Source organism: Candidatus Krumholzibacteriia bacterium (assembly GCA_035649275.1).
Taxonomy (GTDB): domain Bacteria; phylum Krumholzibacteriota; class Krumholzibacteriia.
This window is the reverse complement of record DASRJW010000029.1, coordinates 60,586-78,500: the sequence shown is the minus strand read 5'-3', so window position 1 is coordinate 78,500 and position 17,915 is coordinate 60,586. Positions and strand designations below refer to the sequence as shown.

The 17,915-nt window shown below is 68.3% G+C and carries 18 protein-coding genes; all 18 read right to left on the bottom strand.

Annotated features, from left to right (window positions below; translation table 11 throughout):
• Positions 1-16 precede the first annotated feature (16 nt).
• Complete coding sequence (locus VFE28_03050; GenBank protein ID HZM14957.1) at positions 17-2,176, bottom strand: protein kinase; 2,160 nt, start codon at positions 2,174-2,176, stop codon at positions 17-19.
• Positions 2,173-3,273: a VWA domain-containing protein gene (locus tag VFE28_03045; protein HZM14956.1), complete on the bottom strand. Its 1,101-nt coding sequence runs from the start codon at positions 3,271-3,273 to the stop codon at positions 2,173-2,175. The genes VFE28_03050 and VFE28_03045 overlap by 4 nt, the downstream gene beginning before the upstream one ends.
• Positions 3,274-3,372: 99 nt before the next feature.
• A complete protein-coding gene (locus VFE28_03040) occupies positions 3,373-4,950 on the bottom strand; it encodes a magnesium chelatase (protein HZM14955.1) in 1,578 nt (525 codons plus the stop codon).
• 144 nt (positions 4,951-5,094) lie between these two features.
• Positions 5,095-5,751, bottom strand: a complete 657-nt coding sequence (locus VFE28_03035) for a hypothetical protein (protein ID HZM14954.1) — start codon at positions 5,749-5,751, stop codon at positions 5,095-5,097.
• Between the two features lie 78 nt (positions 5,752-5,829).
• Positions 5,830-6,216 (bottom strand): ATP synthase F1 subunit epsilon, encoded by a 387-nt coding sequence (gene atpC, locus VFE28_03030; GenBank protein ID HZM14953.1) that lies wholly within the window; start codon positions 6,214-6,216, stop codon positions 5,830-5,832.
• A 75-nt stretch (positions 6,217-6,291) separates the two neighbouring features.
• The gene (atpD, locus tag VFE28_03025) at positions 6,292-7,701 is read right to left on the bottom strand and encodes a F0F1 ATP synthase subunit beta (protein ID HZM14952.1); all 1,410 of its coding nucleotides are present in this window, start codon (positions 7,699-7,701) and stop codon (positions 6,292-6,294) included.
• Between the two features lie 40 nt (positions 7,702-7,741).
• Positions 7,742-8,614, bottom strand: a complete 873-nt coding sequence (atpG, locus tag VFE28_03020; GenBank protein HZM14951.1) for an ATP synthase F1 subunit gamma — start codon at positions 8,612-8,614, stop codon at positions 7,742-7,744.
• 15 nt (positions 8,615-8,629) lie between these two features.
• A complete protein-coding gene (atpA, locus tag VFE28_03015) occupies positions 8,630-10,162 on the bottom strand; it encodes a F0F1 ATP synthase subunit alpha (GenBank protein ID HZM14950.1) in 1,533 nt (510 codons plus the stop codon).
• Positions 10,152-10,706: an ATP synthase F1 subunit delta gene (atpH, locus tag VFE28_03010; GenBank protein HZM14949.1), complete on the bottom strand. Its 555-nt coding sequence runs from the start codon at positions 10,704-10,706 to the stop codon at positions 10,152-10,154. Before atpH ends, atpA begins: the two co-directional genes overlap by 11 nt.
• A 16-nt stretch (positions 10,707-10,722) precedes the next feature.
• Positions 10,723-11,403 (bottom strand): F0F1 ATP synthase subunit B, encoded by a 681-nt coding sequence (gene atpF / locus VFE28_03005; GenBank protein HZM14948.1) that lies wholly within the window; start codon positions 11,401-11,403, stop codon positions 10,723-10,725.
• A gap of 65 nt (positions 11,404-11,468) precedes the next feature.
• Positions 11,469-11,690 carry an ATP synthase F0 subunit C gene (atpE, locus tag VFE28_03000; GenBank protein HZM14947.1) on the bottom strand — a complete coding sequence of 74 codons (222 nt, stop codon included), beginning with the start codon at positions 11,688-11,690 and terminating at the stop codon, positions 11,469-11,471.
• A 30-nt stretch (positions 11,691-11,720) separates the two neighbouring features.
• Complete coding sequence (gene atpB / locus VFE28_02995) at positions 11,721-12,470, bottom strand: F0F1 ATP synthase subunit A (GenBank protein ID HZM14946.1); 750 nt, start codon at positions 12,468-12,470, stop codon at positions 11,721-11,723.
• A 3-nt stretch (positions 12,471-12,473) separates the two neighbouring features.
• Positions 12,474-12,755: a hypothetical protein gene (locus VFE28_02990; GenBank protein ID HZM14945.1), complete on the bottom strand. Its 282-nt coding sequence runs from the start codon at positions 12,753-12,755 to the stop codon at positions 12,474-12,476.
• Between the two features lie 100 nt (positions 12,756-12,855).
• A complete protein-coding gene (locus tag VFE28_02985; GenBank protein ID HZM14944.1) occupies positions 12,856-13,029 on the bottom strand; it encodes an AtpZ/AtpI family protein in 174 nt (57 codons plus the stop codon).
• Between the two features lie 172 nt (positions 13,030-13,201).
• A complete protein-coding gene (locus VFE28_02980) occupies positions 13,202-14,020 on the bottom strand; it encodes a rhomboid family intramembrane serine protease (GenBank protein HZM14943.1) in 819 nt (272 codons plus the stop codon).
• Positions 14,021-14,144: 124 nt separating this feature from the next.
• Complete coding sequence (locus VFE28_02975; protein HZM14942.1) at positions 14,145-14,459, bottom strand: SpoVG family protein; 315 nt, start codon at positions 14,457-14,459, stop codon at positions 14,145-14,147.
• Positions 14,460-14,747: 288 nt separating this feature from the next.
• On the bottom strand, positions 14,748-15,965 hold the full coding sequence (locus tag VFE28_02970; protein HZM14941.1) for a zf-HC2 domain-containing protein: 1,218 nt from the start codon (positions 15,963-15,965) through the stop codon (positions 14,748-14,750).
• Positions 15,966-16,056: 91 nt separating this feature from the next.
• Positions 16,057-17,886: a hypothetical protein gene (locus tag VFE28_02965; protein ID HZM14940.1), complete on the bottom strand. Its 1,830-nt coding sequence runs from the start codon at positions 17,884-17,886 to the stop codon at positions 16,057-16,059.
• Positions 17,887-17,915 lie beyond the last annotated feature (29 nt).

Genomic DNA, 17,915 nt, shown 5'->3' with positions numbered 1-17,915 from the left:
CGACGGAGGCGGCGGCTCAGGTGGCAGGAAAGAGACGCACGAAACGCGGGTGGGAGTGCAGGCTGGCGAGATCGGGGTCGCGGCGCGGCCAATCGGAGATGTAGGTCGGCATGTGGCGCACCGCCGCCTCGAGATGGTCGAGAGCCACCTCCTCGCGTCCCGCCAGAGCCAAGGCGCAGGCAGCGTTGTAACGAATGCGACCGTCGTCGGGAGCGAGAGCGATGGCGCGGTCGATCTGCGCCAGCCCCGCCTCGATCTCGCCCAGGCGCACCAGGATCCCCGCCAAAATGGCGCGCGGATGCACGGAATCGGGGGCTCGACGCACGAGGTCGAGGAGCCGCTCGCGCAGCAGGCGCACGAGTCGTTCCGACTCGGCGGTCTTCCCCTGCATGTCGTAGCCGTTGCTCAGATAGACAGCACCCATGTAGAGATCGGGACGGCGGGCGACGAGCCGTTCCAGGACCGGCACGGCTCTTTCGGGCTGGCCGAGGGTGAGGTAGCACCATCCCACCCATTCCAGGGTCTCACCATCCTCGTTCGTCGCCAGCACCTTCTCCAGCACCTGCAGCATCTCCTGCACCTTGCCTTGCAGGCGCAGCACCATGGATTCGACCCGATGCGCATCGGGCAAGCCCGGTTCGAGCTCCAAGGCGCGCCGCGCGCAAGCCAGCGCCGGTTCCGCCATCTCCATCCCGGCCCACCAGCGCAGGCTGCGCAGCGCCAAGCACTCCCCGAGCGCGGCGTGGGCCAGTGCGAAGCCGGGATCCAGGTCGAGGGCCTGGCGCAGCAGCTCTGCGGCGCGCAGGTTCTCCTCCTTGGAGCGATCGGCCAGCTCCCGCGCTTTCAAGTAGAGCGTGTAGGCCTCGGTGTTCCGTGTCGGCGCCCGCCGTAGCATCTCGCGCTCCTCCGGCGCCAGCGCGAGCTGGAGTGCTTGGGTGATCTCCGCCGACACCTCCGCTTGCACTTCGAAGAGATCCTCGAGGGTGCGATCGAAGCGACCGCCCCAGAGCACGTGCCCGTCGCTGGCGCGGACGAGCTGGGCGCTGATGCGGGCTCGGTTCCCATGCCGACGGACGCTGCCCAAGAGGACGAAGTCGACGCCGAGCTCGCGGGCGAGGGTGCGCGGTGGCACATTGCGCTCGCTGTACGGGGCGACATCGGCGCGGGAGGGAACGTGCAAACCCTCGACGCGGCTCAGATCGACGATGAGATCCTCCGCCAGCCCCGCGGCGAGGTAGGCATCGTCGGGATCGGCGCTCAACACCTCGAAGCGCAGCACCGCCAAGCCCGGGGCGCGCCGTGCTTCCGGCTCCGCCAGCGCCTGCGGCTCCCGCACCGCCGCGCTCGACGACAGCCCCTTGCCGCAGCAGGCCAGGTCCGCGAGCAGCTCCTCGGCGCGACTGTAACGATGGGCGGCTTCCTTGCGCAGGAGCTTGAGCACCAGGTGCTCCAGATCGGGATCGATCTCGGGCCGCAGCGTGCTGGGGCGCGCCGGCTCGTGCTGCAACACGCGCTGCAGCACGCCTTGCTGATCGGCGGCGTCGAAGGGCCACACACCAGTGAGCGCCCGGTAGAGGATGACCCCGAGGGCCCAGAGATCGGCGCGGTTGTCCGGCGGCGCCCCCCGCACCTGCTCCGGGCTCATGGTGCGCGGCGTGCCCACCGTAGCCCCCGGCGTGGTCAGGCCCGGCAGCGAGCGGACGGTGGCGACGCCGAAATCGAGGATCTTGGCCCCCCGCGCGGTGAGCATGATGTTGGAGGGTTTGAGATCGCGGTGCACGATGCCGAGGGCATGCACCTCGGCCAGCGCGTCGGCCACCTGCGTGGCCAGGGACACGGCGTCGGCCACGGGCATGACGCCGCGCTCTAGCCGTTGCGCCAGGGTTTCACCCTCCAGGCGCTGCATGACGATGTACGGCTGACCGGCGGCGAGTCCCGCTTCATACACCGTCACCACGGCAGGGTGATCGACGCTGGCGGCAGCCTGGGCTTCCCGCAGCATGCGCTGCACCGCTTCGGCCTCTTCCGCCAGATGCGCCGGCAGCAACTTCACCGCCACTTGCCGCGGCAGCTGTGTGTCCTCCGCCAGCCACACTTCGCCCATGGCCCCGCGTCCCAAGGGTTCGAGCAAGCGATAGTGCGAGATCACCCGGGGAGGGATGGAGGAGGTGGTCATGCCCAAGGCCCGGTCTGGCGGCGGCGGCGGTGGCGGATGAAGTCCACCAGGACGTACTCGTCCAGGTTCTGCAGCGAAGCGAGGTAGGCGCGCCCATGGTTGAGCTCGGTGAGACGCTCGACGAAGCGCTGCAGGTACGGATCGCGGGCGACCATGAAAGTGGTGATGGGGATGCGCTGCCGGCGCAGGATGACGGCCTCGTCCAAGGTGCGATGCACGATGCGTGGATCCAGGCCGAAGGAGTTCTTGTAGAGGCCCCCTTCCTCACGGATGCAGCTGGGCTTGCCGTCGGTGATCAGGAGGACCTGCTTGTTGGCGTGCTTGCGCCGGCCGAGGAGGCGGCGGGCGAGCTGCAGCGCCGCTTGCGTGTTGGTGTGGTACGGCCCCACCTGCACGTAGGGCAGCTCCGCGAGCGGGACGCTGCGTGCCTCGTCGCCGAAGAGAACGAGGTCCAGGGAATCCTTGGGGTATTGGGTCAAGATGAGCTCGGTGAGCGCGAGGGCCACCCGCTTCGCCGGGGTGATGCGGTCCTCGCCGTATAGGATCATGCTGTGGCTGATGTCGAGGAGCAGCACCGAGGCGCAGGAGGTGCGGAGCTCGGTCTCGTGCACCTCCAGATCGCCTTCCTGCAGCTGCAGCTCCTCGCCGGCACTACGGCGCATGGCGTTCTTGAGCGCCGCCTTGAAGTCGACGCGATCCAGGTCATCGCCGAAGGTGAATGGCTGCGTCTCCGGCAGCGCCTCGCTGCCGGCGCCCTCCCGCGGCACCGGATGCTGGCCGCTGCCGCGCCCACGCATGTGGCCCCAGATGTGCTCGAGGGCGCCGCGGCGGAGATCGCGCTCCCCCCGCGGCGTGAGCTCCAGGCGGCCGCCGGCGTCGCGCACCAGCTCCTGCTCTTCGAGGCGCTGGGCGAAGCGCTCGAGGTCGAGACTCGGATCGAGGTGGCCTTCCGCCTGCAGCTCGCGCAGGATCTGCAGCGCCGCTTCCACGTCACCGGCCTGCTGCACCACCAGGTACTGAAACAACCGCTGCAGGCCGACGTGCTGGTGCAGGTCCTGCCAGAGAGCCTCGTCCCAGGCGAAGTAATGCACTCGCACCGGTCACGCTCCCTTACTGCAGCGTCTGCACCCGACGGACTCAGGAGTTCCCAGGCTCGGTCGCGCCTTGGCGTTGGATGGAGGGCGGCGCCTGCGGGCTCAACCGCGCCTCATCCCATCGAACATACGCAGCAGCATGTCGCTGTAGAAGGTGCTGCGCTCGACGCTTTCCTTGGCCACGAAGGAGTTCTGGTACAGGCCCTCGAGGACGAACTCCATGACCCCCGGCAGGGCGCTCTCGTCCGCGAGCCGCAGGTAGCGCCCGGCCACGTCTTCGAGCCCGTCCACCTGACGCAGCGCCGCGGCGTACTCGGCCTCGCGCATGGAATCGGAGAGCTCCAGGCGCTTGCCGCCGGAGAACCAGCCGACGATGCGGTCGTAGACGGTGCTCCGCTCCTTCGCCGCCGCCTCGTCCTCCGGAGCCTGGCGTCGCGCTGCCCCGCCCTCGTGACCGCCGCGCCCTGCCGAGCCGCGTTCCTCCGCGCCACCGCCAGCCGTGCGCCGCCGCGCCCCCTCGCGGGCCACCGGCGGGAAATGGCGGGCGAAGACCGTTTTCACCGCTTGGCCGATGAGGTGCCGCGCCACCGCGTCGGGACCCTGTTGCTCTCCTTCGTAGACCAGCTCGATCTTGCCGGAAAGCGCCGGCACCATGGCCTGCAGATCCAGGATGCGCGGCCGCACCGGCTCCTCTCCCGTCGCCAAGGCGCGGCGCTCCAAATTGGAGAGCAGATTCTCGTAGGCGGCGATGGAAACCCGCGCCGACACCCCGCTCGACTGGTCGACGAACTCGCTACGCCTCGCCTCGAAGGCCACCTGCTCGACGATCTCCCGGAAATAGTCCGGCACCTGGAAGGCGATGCCGCGCTCCGTCCAGGCTTCCTGATCGGTGATGCGGATGGCATCCGCCAAGTTCTGCGGGTAGTGGGTCAGGATCTGGGAGGCGATGCGATCCTTGAGGGGCGTGATGATGTTGCCCCGGTTGGTGTAGTCCTCGGGATTGGCGGCGAACACCATGAGGACGTCGATCCCCAAGCGCACGGGGAAGCCGCGAATCTGGAAGTCCTTCTCCTCCATGATGTTGAGCAGGCCCACCTGGATGCGCGGTTGCAGGTCCGGCAGCTCGTTGAGGGCGAAGATGCCGCGGTGCGTGCGCGGCACGATACCGAAGTGGATGACTTCCTCGTCGGCGAAGGTGAGCCGATCGCGGGCTGCCTTGATGGGATCGATGTCGCCGATCAGATCGGCGATGGTCACGTCCGGTGTCGCCAGCTTTTCGTGGTAGCGCTCGTCACGGTGCATCCAGGCGAGGGGCAGTTCGTCGCCGGCCTCGGCCGCCAGGCGCCGGCAGCGCTTGCAGAGGGGGGCATAGGGATCGTCGTTGATCTGGCAGCCCGCCACCGCCGGAACCCACTCGTCGAGCAGCTCGGTCAGCTGCCGCAGCAGTCGCGTCTTCGCCTGGCCGCGCAGCCCGAGGAGGAGGAAATCGTGCTTGGCGAAGAGGGCATTCTCGAGCTGCGGGATGACGGTGTGCTCGTACCCGATGATGCCGGTGAAGACGGGCTCGCCGGCGCTCTTCCGGCGCCTGAGGTTGCGCCGGAGCTCTTCCTTCACCGGCAACGGCCGGATCCCGGCAGAGCGGAGGGAACCCAGCGTCTGCAGTGTAGGTTGCGCTGCCATCGGAGCCTTCCGCTGCCGCCGGCGGCATCGGGACTCTCCCGACGTCGTGGCGCGCCTGCCGGCGACAGGCGCCCGCCGGCCTTCGAGAAAGGGTACGACGAGAAGCGGCAGCTGGCGAGGGCCGGCGCGCAGCCGCCACGGCACTCAGAAGCCCACGCCGACGCCGAAGGTCACCACTGGGTCCCAGTCGTCGTAGGGGGAGTTCTCGTCCTGCAGCACGTCGACCAGCACCTCGACGTAGCCCCAGGTGTTGGGAGCGATCCTCTTCATGAAACCGCCGCCGAGGAGAACGAAGGGCACGGTCTCCCTGCTGGAGGTGGTGCGGCTGGTGAAGATCTCGTAGTTGATCGCCTGGAATTCGGCGTGGGCATAGAGCTGCGGGACGAGGCGATAGCGTCCGAAGACGCTGCCACCCCAGTTGTGCGCCGACTGGTCGAAGTCGTCGTAGTGCACGTACTCGTAGCCGATCTTGGCGCCGGCGGAGAGCTTCGGGGTGATCTTGTAGCCCACCATCGGGGCGATGCCGATGCTGCTGGGGTCGCCGAAGGAAAGGGTCAACTGGCCACCGAAGTAGATCCGGTCCTTCAGACTCTTCGAACCGGTGGCTGCCGGGGCTGCGGGCGGCGGCTGGGTGGGGGCCGTCGCCGCCGCGGCAGGCGCCGGCGTGGCTGCCGGCGGCGGAACGACCACGCTGTCCGGCGGCGCGGCGGCGCTGTCCGGCGCGGCGCCGGTCTGTCCCCAGGCGGCAGCCGCCGAGAAGACCCACAAGAAGCACGAAAAAGCGCAGAGCATCGACTTCATCACCAGCTCCTTGATTGGACACCTGACGCCACCACGTTCGCCGGCGCCTGGCACGACGAGGTGGAGATCCTACTCCGACTATTCCCGACGTCTCGCTGCCACCCGGCGCGCGACGACGGCCCGCTCCTGCAGCGCCGCCGCATTCGGGGCGCCGGCGGCGCGGGCCTGCGCCGCCGCCGCTTCCAAGGCGGCGGGATCCAGGCCATCGAGGGGCGTGGCGCGGTCGCAGAGCACGGTGACGAACCCGGGGCGCACCTGGACGAAGCCGCCCTCGAGGAAGAAGCGCTGCAGCTCGCCGCCGCGGCTCAAACGCAGCTCGCCGACACCGAGCGCGCCGAGGAAGCGCACGTGCCGCGGCAGGATCCCCATCTCGCCATCGTGCGCTGGGACGACGACGAGATCGGCCACGCCGTCGAACACCGGGCTCTCCGGCGTCACGACCCGCACGCGCAATGGTTCCGCCATGTGCTGCTCCATCTACAGGCGCCGCGGCCCGGCGCAGGCGCGGCGACCGCGGCCGGCGCGACTGGGGCTCGTTCGCTAGACCTTGGCACCCATCTGCTTCGCCTTTTCCACTGCGTCCTCGATGGTCCCGACGTACATGAAAGCCCCCTCGGGCAGATGGTCGTGATCGCCTGCCGCCACCTGCTTGAACGAACGGATGGCGTCTTCCCGCTTCACATAGATGCCCTTGAAGCCGGTGAAGGTCTCGGCGACATGGAAGGGCTGGGACAGGAAGCGCTCGATCTTGCGGGCCCGCGCCACCAGCAATTTGTCGTCCTCCGAGAGCTCGTCCATCCCGAGGATGGCGATGATGTCCTGCAGGTCCTTGTAGCGCTGCAGAATGCGCTGCACCTCCCGGGCCACTTGGTAATGTTCGTCCCCGACGTAGTGAGGATCCATGAGGCGCGAGGTCGATTCCAGGGGATCCACCGCCGGATAGATCCCCTTCTCGGCGATGGCCCGCGACAGGTTGGTGGTGGAGTCCAGGTGCGTGAACGCTGTCGCCGGGGCCGGATCGGTGTAGTCGTCGGCAGGGACATAAATGGCCTGGATGGAGGTCACCGAACCGTGTTGGGTGGAGGTGATGCGTTCCTGGAGTTCCCCCATTTCCGTCGACAGGGTCGGCTGGTAACCCACGGCGGAAGGCATGCGGCCGAGAAGCGCCGAGACCTCCGAGCCCGCTTGGGTGAAGCGGAAGATGTTGTCGATGAAGAGCAAGATGTCGGCGCCGCTCTCGTCGCGGAAGTACTCGGCCATCGTGAGAGCCGAGAGGCCGACGCGCAACCTGGCCCCGGGCGGTTCGTTCATCTGGCCGAAGACGAGCACGGTGCGATCGATGACGCCGGATTCCTGCATTTCCAGCCACAGGTCGTTGCCCTCGCGGGTGCGCTCGCCGACGCCAGCGAAGACGGAGAAGCCGCCGTGCACCTGGGCGATGTTGTGGATGAGCTCTTGGATGATGACGGTCTTGCCGACACCGGCGCCGCCGAAAAGCCCGGTCTTGCCGCCCTTCACGTACGGCGCCAGCAGGTCCACGACCTTGATCCCGGTCTCGAAGATCTCGGTCTTGGGCTCCAGCTCGCTGAACTCCGGGGGCTCGTGGTGGATCGGCCGGCGCTCCCGCACCTCCACCGGTCCCTTCTTGTCCACTGGCTCGCCCACCAGGTTGAAGACGCGACCCAAGGTGGTCTCCCCCACCGGCACGGTGATGGGGCCCCCCATGTCCACGATGGGCATGCCGCGGCGCAGGCCATCGGTGGAGCCCAGCGCCACGGCGCGCACTTTCCTCCCACCCAGGTGCTGCTGCACCTCGCACCAGAGCGTGCTGCGCTGGCCTTGGCGCTCCACCTCGGCCTGGAGCGCGTTGTAGATCGACGGCAGCTCCGCCTCGGGGAACTGTGCGTCCAGCGTCGACCCGATCACTTGCACGATCTTGCCTGTCGCCATCGTCTTGCCTCACCCGTCCTGGGGTTGCAGGCGGCGGACGCTACTGGAGCGCCTCGACCCCGCCCATGATCTCGGAGATCTCGTTGGTGATCTGTCCCTGCCGCGCCCGGTTGTACATCCGCGTCAGCGTCTTGATCATCGTTTCCGCGTTGTCCGTGGCATTCTTCATCGCCACCATGCGCGCCCGCTGCTCCCCCACCGCGGTCTCGAGGAACAACTGGTAGAGCGTGGTCTTGAAGACCGCCGGCAGCAGTCGCTGCAGCAGCTCGGCGGCCGCGGGGGAGAAGAGGACCTCGCCACCCGCGACACTCGCGGCCGGCGCCGCCGGCGGCGGCGTCATGGGCAGCAGCACGTCCAGCTGCGGGCGTTGGACGGCGGCGGAAACGTAACGCTGGTACACCACGGCGACACGATCGGTGCGCTGGCTGGTGTAGGCGGCGAGGAGTGTTTCCGCCAGTGTCTCGACGTCGGTGTAGCGCGGCTTGTCGCCGAAGGCGGTGTAGCCCGCGGCGATCGCGGCGCCGCGGAACTTGAAGAAGCCGATCCCCTTCTTGCCGGCGACGTGCAGATCCAGCGTCATCCCGGCCGCCGCTATCTCCGCGGCGTAATCCCGCGCCGTGCGGCAGAGATGGGTATTGAAGCCGCCGCACAGACCGCGATTCGAGGTCAACACCAGGAGGGTGGCGCGGCGCGCCGGCTCGCGCTTCTCCAGGAGCGGGTGCTCCACCCCGAGATCCGCCCGCGACAGTTCCCTCACCACTTCCTGCATGGTTTCGTAGTAGGGCCTGGAACCTTCGAAGCGGACGAAGGACTGGCGGAACTTGGCAGTGGAGACGAGCTCCATGGTGCGGGTGATCTTGCGCGTGTTCGTCACCACCCGCCGGCGCCGGAGGATCGCCTTCGCCTTCGCCATCGACTGCTCCGTTCCTCAGCGCCCGGCGCCTTGCAGCGCCGCCAGGAATTCCGTCCGCAGCTTCTCGATCGTTTGGTCCAGCTCCGCCACCGCTTCCTGGGGGATGGCCTTGGCCGCCTCCAGGCGCTTCCGCTGCTCCTGGTGCGTGGTGCGGAAGGCTTCCAGCAAGCGGCGCTCGAACTCCCGCACCTGGGCCACCGGAATGGCGTCCAGGTGCCCCTTGGTGCCGGCATAGATGCTGAGCACTTGATCCACCACGTGCATGGGTTGGTACTGGCGCTGCTTGAGGAGCTCCACCATGCGCGCCCCGCGGTCGAGCTTGGCCTGGGTGGCCGGATCGAGCTCGGTGCCCAACTGGGCGAAGGCCTCGAGCTCGCGGAACGCCGCCAGATCGAGTCGGAGCGAACCGGCCACCTGCCGCATCCCCTTCACCTGCGCCTTGCCGCCGACGCGGGACACCGAGATGCCCACGTCCACGGCGGGGCGCACGCCGGCGAAGAAGAGGTCCGGCACCAGGTAGATCTGCCCGTCGGTGATGGAGATCACGTTGGTGGGGATGTACGCCGACACTTCCCCTTCTTGGGTCTCGATGATGGGGAGCGCCGTGAGCGAACCGGCGCCGAGGTCGTCGGAAAGCTTCACCGCTCGCTCCAGCAGGCGGCTGTGCAGGTAGAAGATGTCGCCGGGGTAAGCCTCGCGCCCCGGCGGCCGGCGCAGCAGCAGCGCCAGCTGGCGGTAGGCCTGCGCCTGCTTGGTGAGGTCGTCGTAGATCACCAGCGTGTCCCGGTGCTGGTTGTACATGAACTCTTCGGCCATGGCGCAGCCGGAGTAGGGGGCGATGTACTGCAACGGCGCCGGATCGGCGGCGGAGGCGCAGACGACGATGGTGTAGTCCATGGCGCCGTGGCGCGCGAGGGTGTCGACAACGCCGGCCACGGTGGACTCCTTCTGGCCGATGGCGACGTAGACACAGACCACATTCTCCTGCTTCTGATTGATGATCGTGTCGATGGCGATGGCGGTCTTGCCGGTCTTGCGGTCGCCGATCAGGAGCTCGCGCTGGCCGCGCCCGATGGGGGTCATGGCGTCGATGGCCTTGAGACCGGTCTGCAGCGGCGTGTTCACCGGCTGCCGGTCGGCGATGCCCGGGGCGATCATCTCCACCGCGCGGCGGCGGTCCGCCTTCACCGGGCCCTTGCCGTCGATCGGTTCCCCGAGCGGGTCGACCACGCGGCCCACCAGCGCCTGTCCCACCGGCACCTCGAGGATGCGCCCGGTGCTGCGGACCTTCTGCCCCTCGCGGATCTGCAGGTGGTCGCCGAAGATGGCGGCACCGATGGAGTCTTCCTCCAGGTTGAGCACCTGCCCCTGCACGCCGCCTTCGAATTCCAGCATCTCCGCCGCCATGGCGTTGGAGAGACCGTGGATGCGGGCAATGCCGTCCCCCACCTCGAGCACGGTGCCGACCTCGGACACGTCGAGCTGGCTGCGGTATTCCTCGATCTGCTTGCGAATGACGGAAGCGATCTCCTCCGACCTAATTTTCATAGCCGCTGCTCCTCATCATGGCGTGGCGGAGGCGTTGCAGCCGGCCGCGCAACGAGCCGTCGTAGATCGTGTCCCCGATGCTGAGCACGAGCCCTCCCAGCAGCTCGGGCTGCACCTTCGTCTCCAGGATGCATTGCCGCTGCAGCCGCGCTTGCAGGAGCGTGACGAGCTTCTCGGCGCTCTCCGCCTGGAGGGGTTTGGCCGTGGCCGCCTGCACGCGGGTGCGCCCGGCCTCCTGGTCTGCCAGGTCGCGGTAGGCGATGGCGATCGCCGCGAGGGCCCCGATCCTCCCCTTGTCGATCAAGAGAGAGAGGAAGTCCACCAGCAGCCGCTGCACGCGCCCGCCGAGGGCTTGCTCGAGGGCCTGCTTCTGCACCTCCGGCTCCAGCACCGGCGTCTCCAGGAAGTTCGCCACCTCGGGATGGCTGGCCACGAGGGCGGCGAGCTCGCCGAGCTCGGTGCCGACGGCCTCGATCTGCTCCCGCTGGCGGGCGAGGGAGAGCAAGGCCTCGGCGTAGACCTGCGCCACCGGTTGCACTCGCATGCTCGCTCCTCCCGCTTCAGGAACGCGGCGCCCCGCGCAATTCCTCCAGCACCTGCTCCACCAGCCGGCGGTGATCCTTGTCATCCAGGTGACGCTCGAGGATCTTCTCCGCCAGCAGCGTCGATAAGCGCGTCGCTTCCTCCCACAGCTCCTTCTTCGCTTGCTCGACGGCGAGATCCATCTCGCGCCGGGCCCGCTGCGCCGACTCCTCCGCTTCCACCCTGGCCTTGTCGAGGATCTCCTGGTGCAGCCGCTCGGCCGCCGTCTTGCCCGCCTCGATGATCTGCTGCGCTTCCTCCTTCGCCGCCTGCAGCTGGGCGCGGTAGCGCGCCAGCAGGCCCTCGCCTTCTTCCCGTGCCTTCTCGGCTTGGGCGATGGCCTCGCGGATGCGTTGCTCCCGCGCTTCCAGGGCGGCGATCAGGGGCTTCCAGGCGGTGAACCGCAGCACCACGAGGAGGATCACGAAGGTGATCACGGTCCAGATCATGAGACCCGGGTCCACGTTCATGATGCTCGGCGCCGCGGCGTGCTCGCCCCCGGCCTCGGCAAACGCTGCTGCGCCGCCTCGCGCCTCCGGCAGCGAATCCGCCGGCTGGCCATGCTGGGCCAGCGCCGGGACGGCAAGGCCAGCGAGAAGGAGCAGCGCCAACCCCAGAGCGGCGCCGTGCGCCTGCTTGCGTCGGGTTCGGATGTCCACACCTCCGGGCTCGGGTCAGGCGCCGCCGCTCCGCGAGAGCGCGGCGGCACGCGGGCCGCGATCGCTCACTTGCTCTGGATCATGAAGCAGATGGCGCAAGCGAAGAGCGCCACCCCTTCGATCAGCGCCGCGGTCAGGATCATGTTGCCGCGGATCTCGCCCGACGCCTCCGGCTGGCGCGCGATGCTCTCCACCGAGCTCGCGGCGATCTTGCCGATCCCGATGCCGGCGCCGATCACCGCGACCCCTGCGCCGATGCCTGCCCCCAGCAATCCGAGACCATCCATCGCGATTCCTCCCTCTCAGGTGGCGGTCGCCTAGTGCCCCGGGTGGAGCGCCAGGCCCATGAACACTGCGGTCAAGAAAGTGAAGACGTAGGCCTGGAGCAGGGCCACGAACAGCTCCAGCATCGAGAGCGCCACTCCGCCGGCGAGGGAGATCCCGACCACGCCCCAGTTCTTGAACAAGAAGATGAAGCCCATGATGACGAGGAGCACGATGTGTCCGGCGTTCATGTTGGCCCAGAGTCGGATCGCCAGGGCGAAGGGCTTGGCGAGCATGCCGATGATCTCGACCACGAGCATGAGGGGCCAGAGCCAGAAGGGCACCGCAGGGACGATCCCCTTCAGATAGCGCCCGATGCCGTTCTGACGGATGCCGGCGGCGTGGGTGACCAGGGTGCTGACCACCGCGAGGGTGGCGGTGACCGAGATGTTCGCCGTGGCCGTGGCCCCACCGGGAATCAGTCCCAAGAGGTTGCACATCAAGATGAAAGAGAAGAGCGTGAGCAGGAACGGCAGGTAGCGCAAGCCTTCCTCGCCCATGTTGGGCAGAAGCACGGCGTTGCGGATGAAAAGCACCAGGGGTTCGAGGAAGTTGCGCGCTCCCCGGGGCACGTCGCCCTTCTGCCGCGCCGCCAGACTGAGACCGATGATGAGGAGCAGAGTCGCGACCCAGAGCATGAGGACGTGCTGGGTGATGCCGAGGGGCAGGTTGCTGCCTAGAATGGTGTCCCGCGTGTCGGCCAGATGCTCGATGATTGGAATCCGATCCGGATCATGCGGCACGCCTCAAGCCTCCCGGGACCGCTGTCGTTCTGCCGCCGCCAGCTCCCGCGCCTCGACGACGACGAGCACGAAGTAGAAGACGACGAGCCAGAGGACCAGCTGGTTCAGGTTCACGACGAAGGTGCGAGCGATCCACGCCAACAACCCGAAGAGCAGAGCCACCCGCACCAAGAAGCCCGCGGTCACGAGGGCCACCTGCAGTTGCCGCGACCGGCGCCAGACCCAGGCCAGGAGCACGTAGCTGAGCGTGATCGTCATCCAGCTCAGCCCCGCCCCGAGCAGCATGCTCAGCACACTCTCCCGCCCACCGAACCGGTACGCAGGGTACGCGGCCGCGGCGCACAGCGCCAGGGTGAGGCAGGAAAGGCGGAGGGGAATCCGGGCCCTACTTCCGCGGGATCTCTCGGTAGAGTAGGTAGAAGCCAATCGCGGCTCCGGCGAAGATGCCCGCCAGCGTCACGAGGCCCCCGGCCGAGAGGCGTTCGTCGAGCCAGGCTCCTCCAAAGGCGAAAGCAATGGTGATGATGACGAACTGCACGCCGAGGTGAGAGTAGCGCAGGAAGTTTCGAGGTTCAGGAGCAATGGGAACCCCTCCTGTTCCCCGCCGCGCACCTCACGACCCTCGAGGCCACTCTCCACGGGTCTCGAGTCCTGTTGCGCCTCATCGACAAACCACGCCAGGCTAGCGGCCATGCGCTCGAAAAGCAAGGGGGAAAGCGGCGCCGCCCGGTTCACTCCTCGTGCCGGCGCCGGCTGGCTTCGAGGAGGATCTTCCACTCCTCCTGCGACAGGCTCTCCTTACCCTGTTGGTGCATCTTGTCCAGAATCGCGTCGAGCTGATCGCGCCTCGCCTCGCGACGTCGCGCCCGACTGGCAGCGCCTTGACGGCGCCACCAACGCTGCACGCGGCCGGTGAAGGGGACGCCGCGCAGCATGCAGTACCCCGCCGCCATGCCGCCGACATGGGCCATGTAGGCTATGCCGTCGCGCCCGGCGGTCGCCGCCGACATCAAGTTGAGCAGCGCCAGGAACAGCACCACCAGCTTCGCCGGCACGGGGGGAAAGAAGAAGAAGATGAACATGGGCGTATCGGGATAGAAGAGGCCGAACGCCACCAACACGCCCAGCACCGCGCCGGAGGCCCCGACGGTGGTGGCGCGAAACGGGGGCACCAGGGTGAGGACACCGCCGGCCAGTCCGCAGAGAGCGTAGTAGCGCCAGAAGCGCCGCCCCCCCAGGCGCCGCTCCACCGGCCCTCCCACCACCGCCAGCATGAGCATGTTGATGAGCAGGTGCATGGGGTTGCCCCCATGCCCCGGGCCCGGGGCGCTGTGCAGGAACATGTAGGTGAAGAGCTGCCACGGTCGCCATGGCAGCGCTCGAGCCGGATCCAAGGCGAACCAGTCCTCGAACAGCGAGCTCCCGGAGAGACCGAAGGCGACCTGCACCAACCAGACGCCGAAGTTGGCGACGAGCAAGCGCCGCACCACGGGGGTGAGATCGAGACTGAAGCCGAAGCCTTCGGCCCCACCGAAGCGACGGGGACGCACGCGGACCTCCCAGGCAGCGACGGCCCGGAAAGTAGCAAATTGCCCGTGCGAGAGGGAATGTCGGCTCGGTATGCGGGGGCCCTGCACGGGCCCCCGTGTTCTCGCGTGCGCCGGGAGCTCGGTGCTACCCGGTCACTTCGATGGGTCGGATCGGAGGCAGCGGATCGGGCAGGCCGTTGGCGCGGGCGCGCACGGCATCCTCGTAGGCACGCATCACGTGCGTTTCGAGCCAGGCCCGAGTCTCGCGATTGATCGGGAAGGCGACGTCCACATAGACGTTTTCCGGCGTCTTGCGCGAGGGCATCGCCAGGAACGTGCCCTTGGCGCCTTCGATGATCTTCATGCCGCGAACGGCGAAGGCGTTGTCGAAAGTGACCGAGACGAAGGCCTTCAGTTTTTCGTCGTCACGGAGAAGGACGCGGATGTCGGTGATTTTCATGGCCCACCTCCTGGTGCCCCCAGCTGCGCAAACGATGCGAACCACCAGGAGGGACAGGCGAGAGCGACGAGCGCGATCCGCAGTGCGAAGCCCGGAGCCCCCGTGGTGGACGAATGCCTGCGAGGTACCACCTTCCTCCCAGACAATCTAAGGGGTTCGCCAGGCAAAGGCAAAGGCCTCTCGTGCACTGGGCCAGCATCACGAACCCACGACAGCCGCTCCCCGGCAACGCGGGCCATGCAAACAATCGTTGCGTGGCAAGCAGTTAGAGCGTCTGTATCGGGGATCCTACGGAGCGCTCCGCGTCGGGAGCAGGCGGTGCAGCCGCGGCAGGAAAGTGGCGAAAGCGGCGCGGAATCGCCGTCTGGACACCAGCACCGTCCCCGGGCCGATGCCCTCGGCGCTCGCTTCCGCTGCCCACCGGCCGAGGGTGCCGACGAGCCCGGCGATGCGCGCCGGCGTCGGCGTGCATGCCGCGAGGTCGATGCGCCGCAACGGTGGCCGGGGCGGGGAAGGCACCGTGGCCTCGCGCCAGCGCCAATCGCCATCCGCTGCCGCGAGGCCGAAACGATCGGCGAACTGACGTGTGCGGTGATGCAGCTCGGCATAGACGCCTTCTCCGGGACTCTGGCTCATGGCGCGCGTGAAGCAGGACAGAGCCCAACGAAAGCGACCGTAGCGGCAGGCGTCGTAACCGCTCGCCGCCAGGCTCGCGGGGGCGAGGAAATCGCTCTCGACGCAGAGGGCGAAAAGCGGCGTTTCGAAACCACCGAGGCCGAGGAAGTAGTGCCCTGGCTCCAGCAACCAGGCGACGCCGGGTGCTCCTGGCGTGCGCGCCCCCGGCGGCAAGAGTCGCGAGCGCGTCCACAGCACCAAGTTCTCCGTCGCACCTTCGAGACGCGCGCTGAAGCGAAAGCCCTCGGGACCGAAGAGATCGACACGACCGCGCAGCGTCCAGGCACCGAGCTCACGGCGGACGTGCAGCTGTCGCGCATGGGCCACGTAGGGTTGCGGTGGCGCCGGTTCGGGCAGGTCGAGTCTTTCTGCCAACGTCGGCGCGATCTTCAGATCGAGCCACTCGGCGCCGTCAGCGACCCGGACACCGAAGGTGGCGACACGCAGATCGAGATCGGGGGCCCGCGTGGCCAGGAGCGCCGTCGTAGCCCCGCAGGGGCGCACGGCTTCCGGGCGCCGCGCCACCGCCCAGTGCCGGCAGTGCTCGCAGCCCCGCAGGTGCTCCTGGATGCGGATCATCTGGCGTTCGCTGAGGCCATCGCGCAGGAAGTGATCCAAGGCGAGGAGCGAGGGACAACACGGGGGAGCCGCACCTTCGTCACTGGCGTGATCGTCGAACAGCGCTTCGGTGTGCCGCTTCATGCGCTGTAATTTGTCGCGGCAGCGGGCGCAGCGGCTGACGTGCCCTTCCACATGCAGCACGTCTTCCAGTTCGGCGAGTTGATGCAGGTAGCGGGAGATGCTGGCGATATCGAGGCAACGGCCTTGCACGAGCCACTCCGTCGCGCTGATGTGAGGATCGCGAGGGACAAAGAATGGCATCCCGTGCCGCTGCTGTCAACGCGCCGCTGGGCCGCGCCCCTCATGAGTCCGGCAGGGGCTCGACAGGACGCAGACTCCACCATCCATCCGTTCTCTGTTCCGCCATCGCCGCCTCCGGATCCGGGAGCGTCTGTTCCCCCTCGAGGAGAAAGCGGTACGCGTGCACTCCCGGCGGCAAGGAGATTTCCACCTCCCAGAAGGGCGCCTGCCAGCGCATGGGCACGACGGAGGAGTGCTCCGCCCCAGCTCGCTGCAGAGCGACACGACTGAATCCGATGTCCTTGAGACGGAAGAGCACGGTTTGCTCTCCCGGAGCCGGCGCTGGCGGCGGCGCCATTTCACCCCATTCCGGCGCCGGCTGCAGGCAGGACTGCACCAGCAACTCGAGCAAGCGGTTGCTGCCCCATTTGCCGAGAGCCGGCACCAGGAGCGCCGCTTGCTCCTGCGCCGCTTCGCGTTGCTCGCTCCACAGGAGAGCTTGCAGCAGGCGCAGCCGCGGACGCACCACGAGCCAGGCTTCCTCCACCTCGTCCGCTGCGAGCAGCGGCTGCAAGATCTGCGCTGCCTGGCGCGGCTGACCTTGCTGTAGCGTCAACACCCCGAGAGCCAGCGTCGCTCGCCGCCGACACTCCGCATCGCCGCCTTCTTGTTCGAGGGCGGCACGCAATGTCCGGCTGCTGGCCTCGACGCCTTCGTCCCACGACAAGCTCGCTTCGGCCCCGCGCACATGACGCAGCAACACGTTCCCGGCCCGCGCCAGCTCCCGGCGGGCGTAGGTCTGCGAATCCGCCACCTCTGGCGCCTCGCACGCCCACTGGTAGGCCGCTTTGGCATCGGCGCCCCGACCGAGCTGGTCGCAGGCGACGCCGCGGTAATACGCATGCCACCCGGCGAGCCACGGCACCGAGCGCAGATCCTTGGTGCTCAAGCCCTCGAGTCGCTCGAGCGCCGCCGCGAAGTGGCCGCTCGTGCACAGCGTGCGCGCCACGAAGAAACGCGCCGCCACCGCGTCCTCCCCGGCGGCCAGAGGTTCGAGGACGCGGACCGCCAGATCCGGACGTTCCAATCCCAGGTGCACGGTCGCCAGACCGAGCGCGAAGGGCAAGCTGCGCGGGAAACGCTGGTGCAAGTCGATGGCGAGCGGCAGCGCCTCGAGCGCGTCGTCCTCCACTCCCGCCAGGATTTGCACCAAGAAGAAAGTCGCTTCCTCCTGCTGCGACCCCGGCGTGGTGGCGGCGCGCCACAATTCCTGCAAGCCCCGCTCGCGGTCGGCTTCGACTTGGAGGAAGCGGCCGAGGAAGCGCAGGAAAGCGGGGGCGCGCGCCGAGTAGTAGTGATAGACGCCGAGCGAAGCGAGGGGTGCCGACCACTCGGGAGCCAGGTCGACCGCTCGCTCCAGGAAAGGCGTGCCGCGGCGGTGGCTGCGCACCGCCGCCCATCCCTGGCCACGGATCCCTTGCAATCGCCCCAGAGTGCAATGGGCCTCGCCGAGGGCGTAGAGCGCGATCACGTCGGCGGGATCACAACCGAGTCGTGCCTGCGATAGATTGCAAACGAGTTCGAAATCCTCCAGCAGACGCGGCTCCACCCTGGCGTCGCCGCCGAGGATCGCCCACCACCAGAGCTTCATGCGGAAGAGCGGCGCCAGAGGTTCGGTAGGATAGTCCGCGGCGCAACGGGTGAGGAGCGAATCCGCTTCCAGGCGCGCTCCAGCATGGAGTGCCTCCAGACCGGCGCGGAGTAGAGCCGCCGACGGTGGCTCCGCCGCCGGGAAGGTTTGGGCCCCGACGCTGCTGGCTGCGAAGCAGGCGAGCGCGGCCAGGAGTGCGGCGGCGCTGCCGCGCCCGAGGCGGTGGCGAGCACGGTGCATGGCGAGTCCTCCCGGGCGCAGTCGAGGCG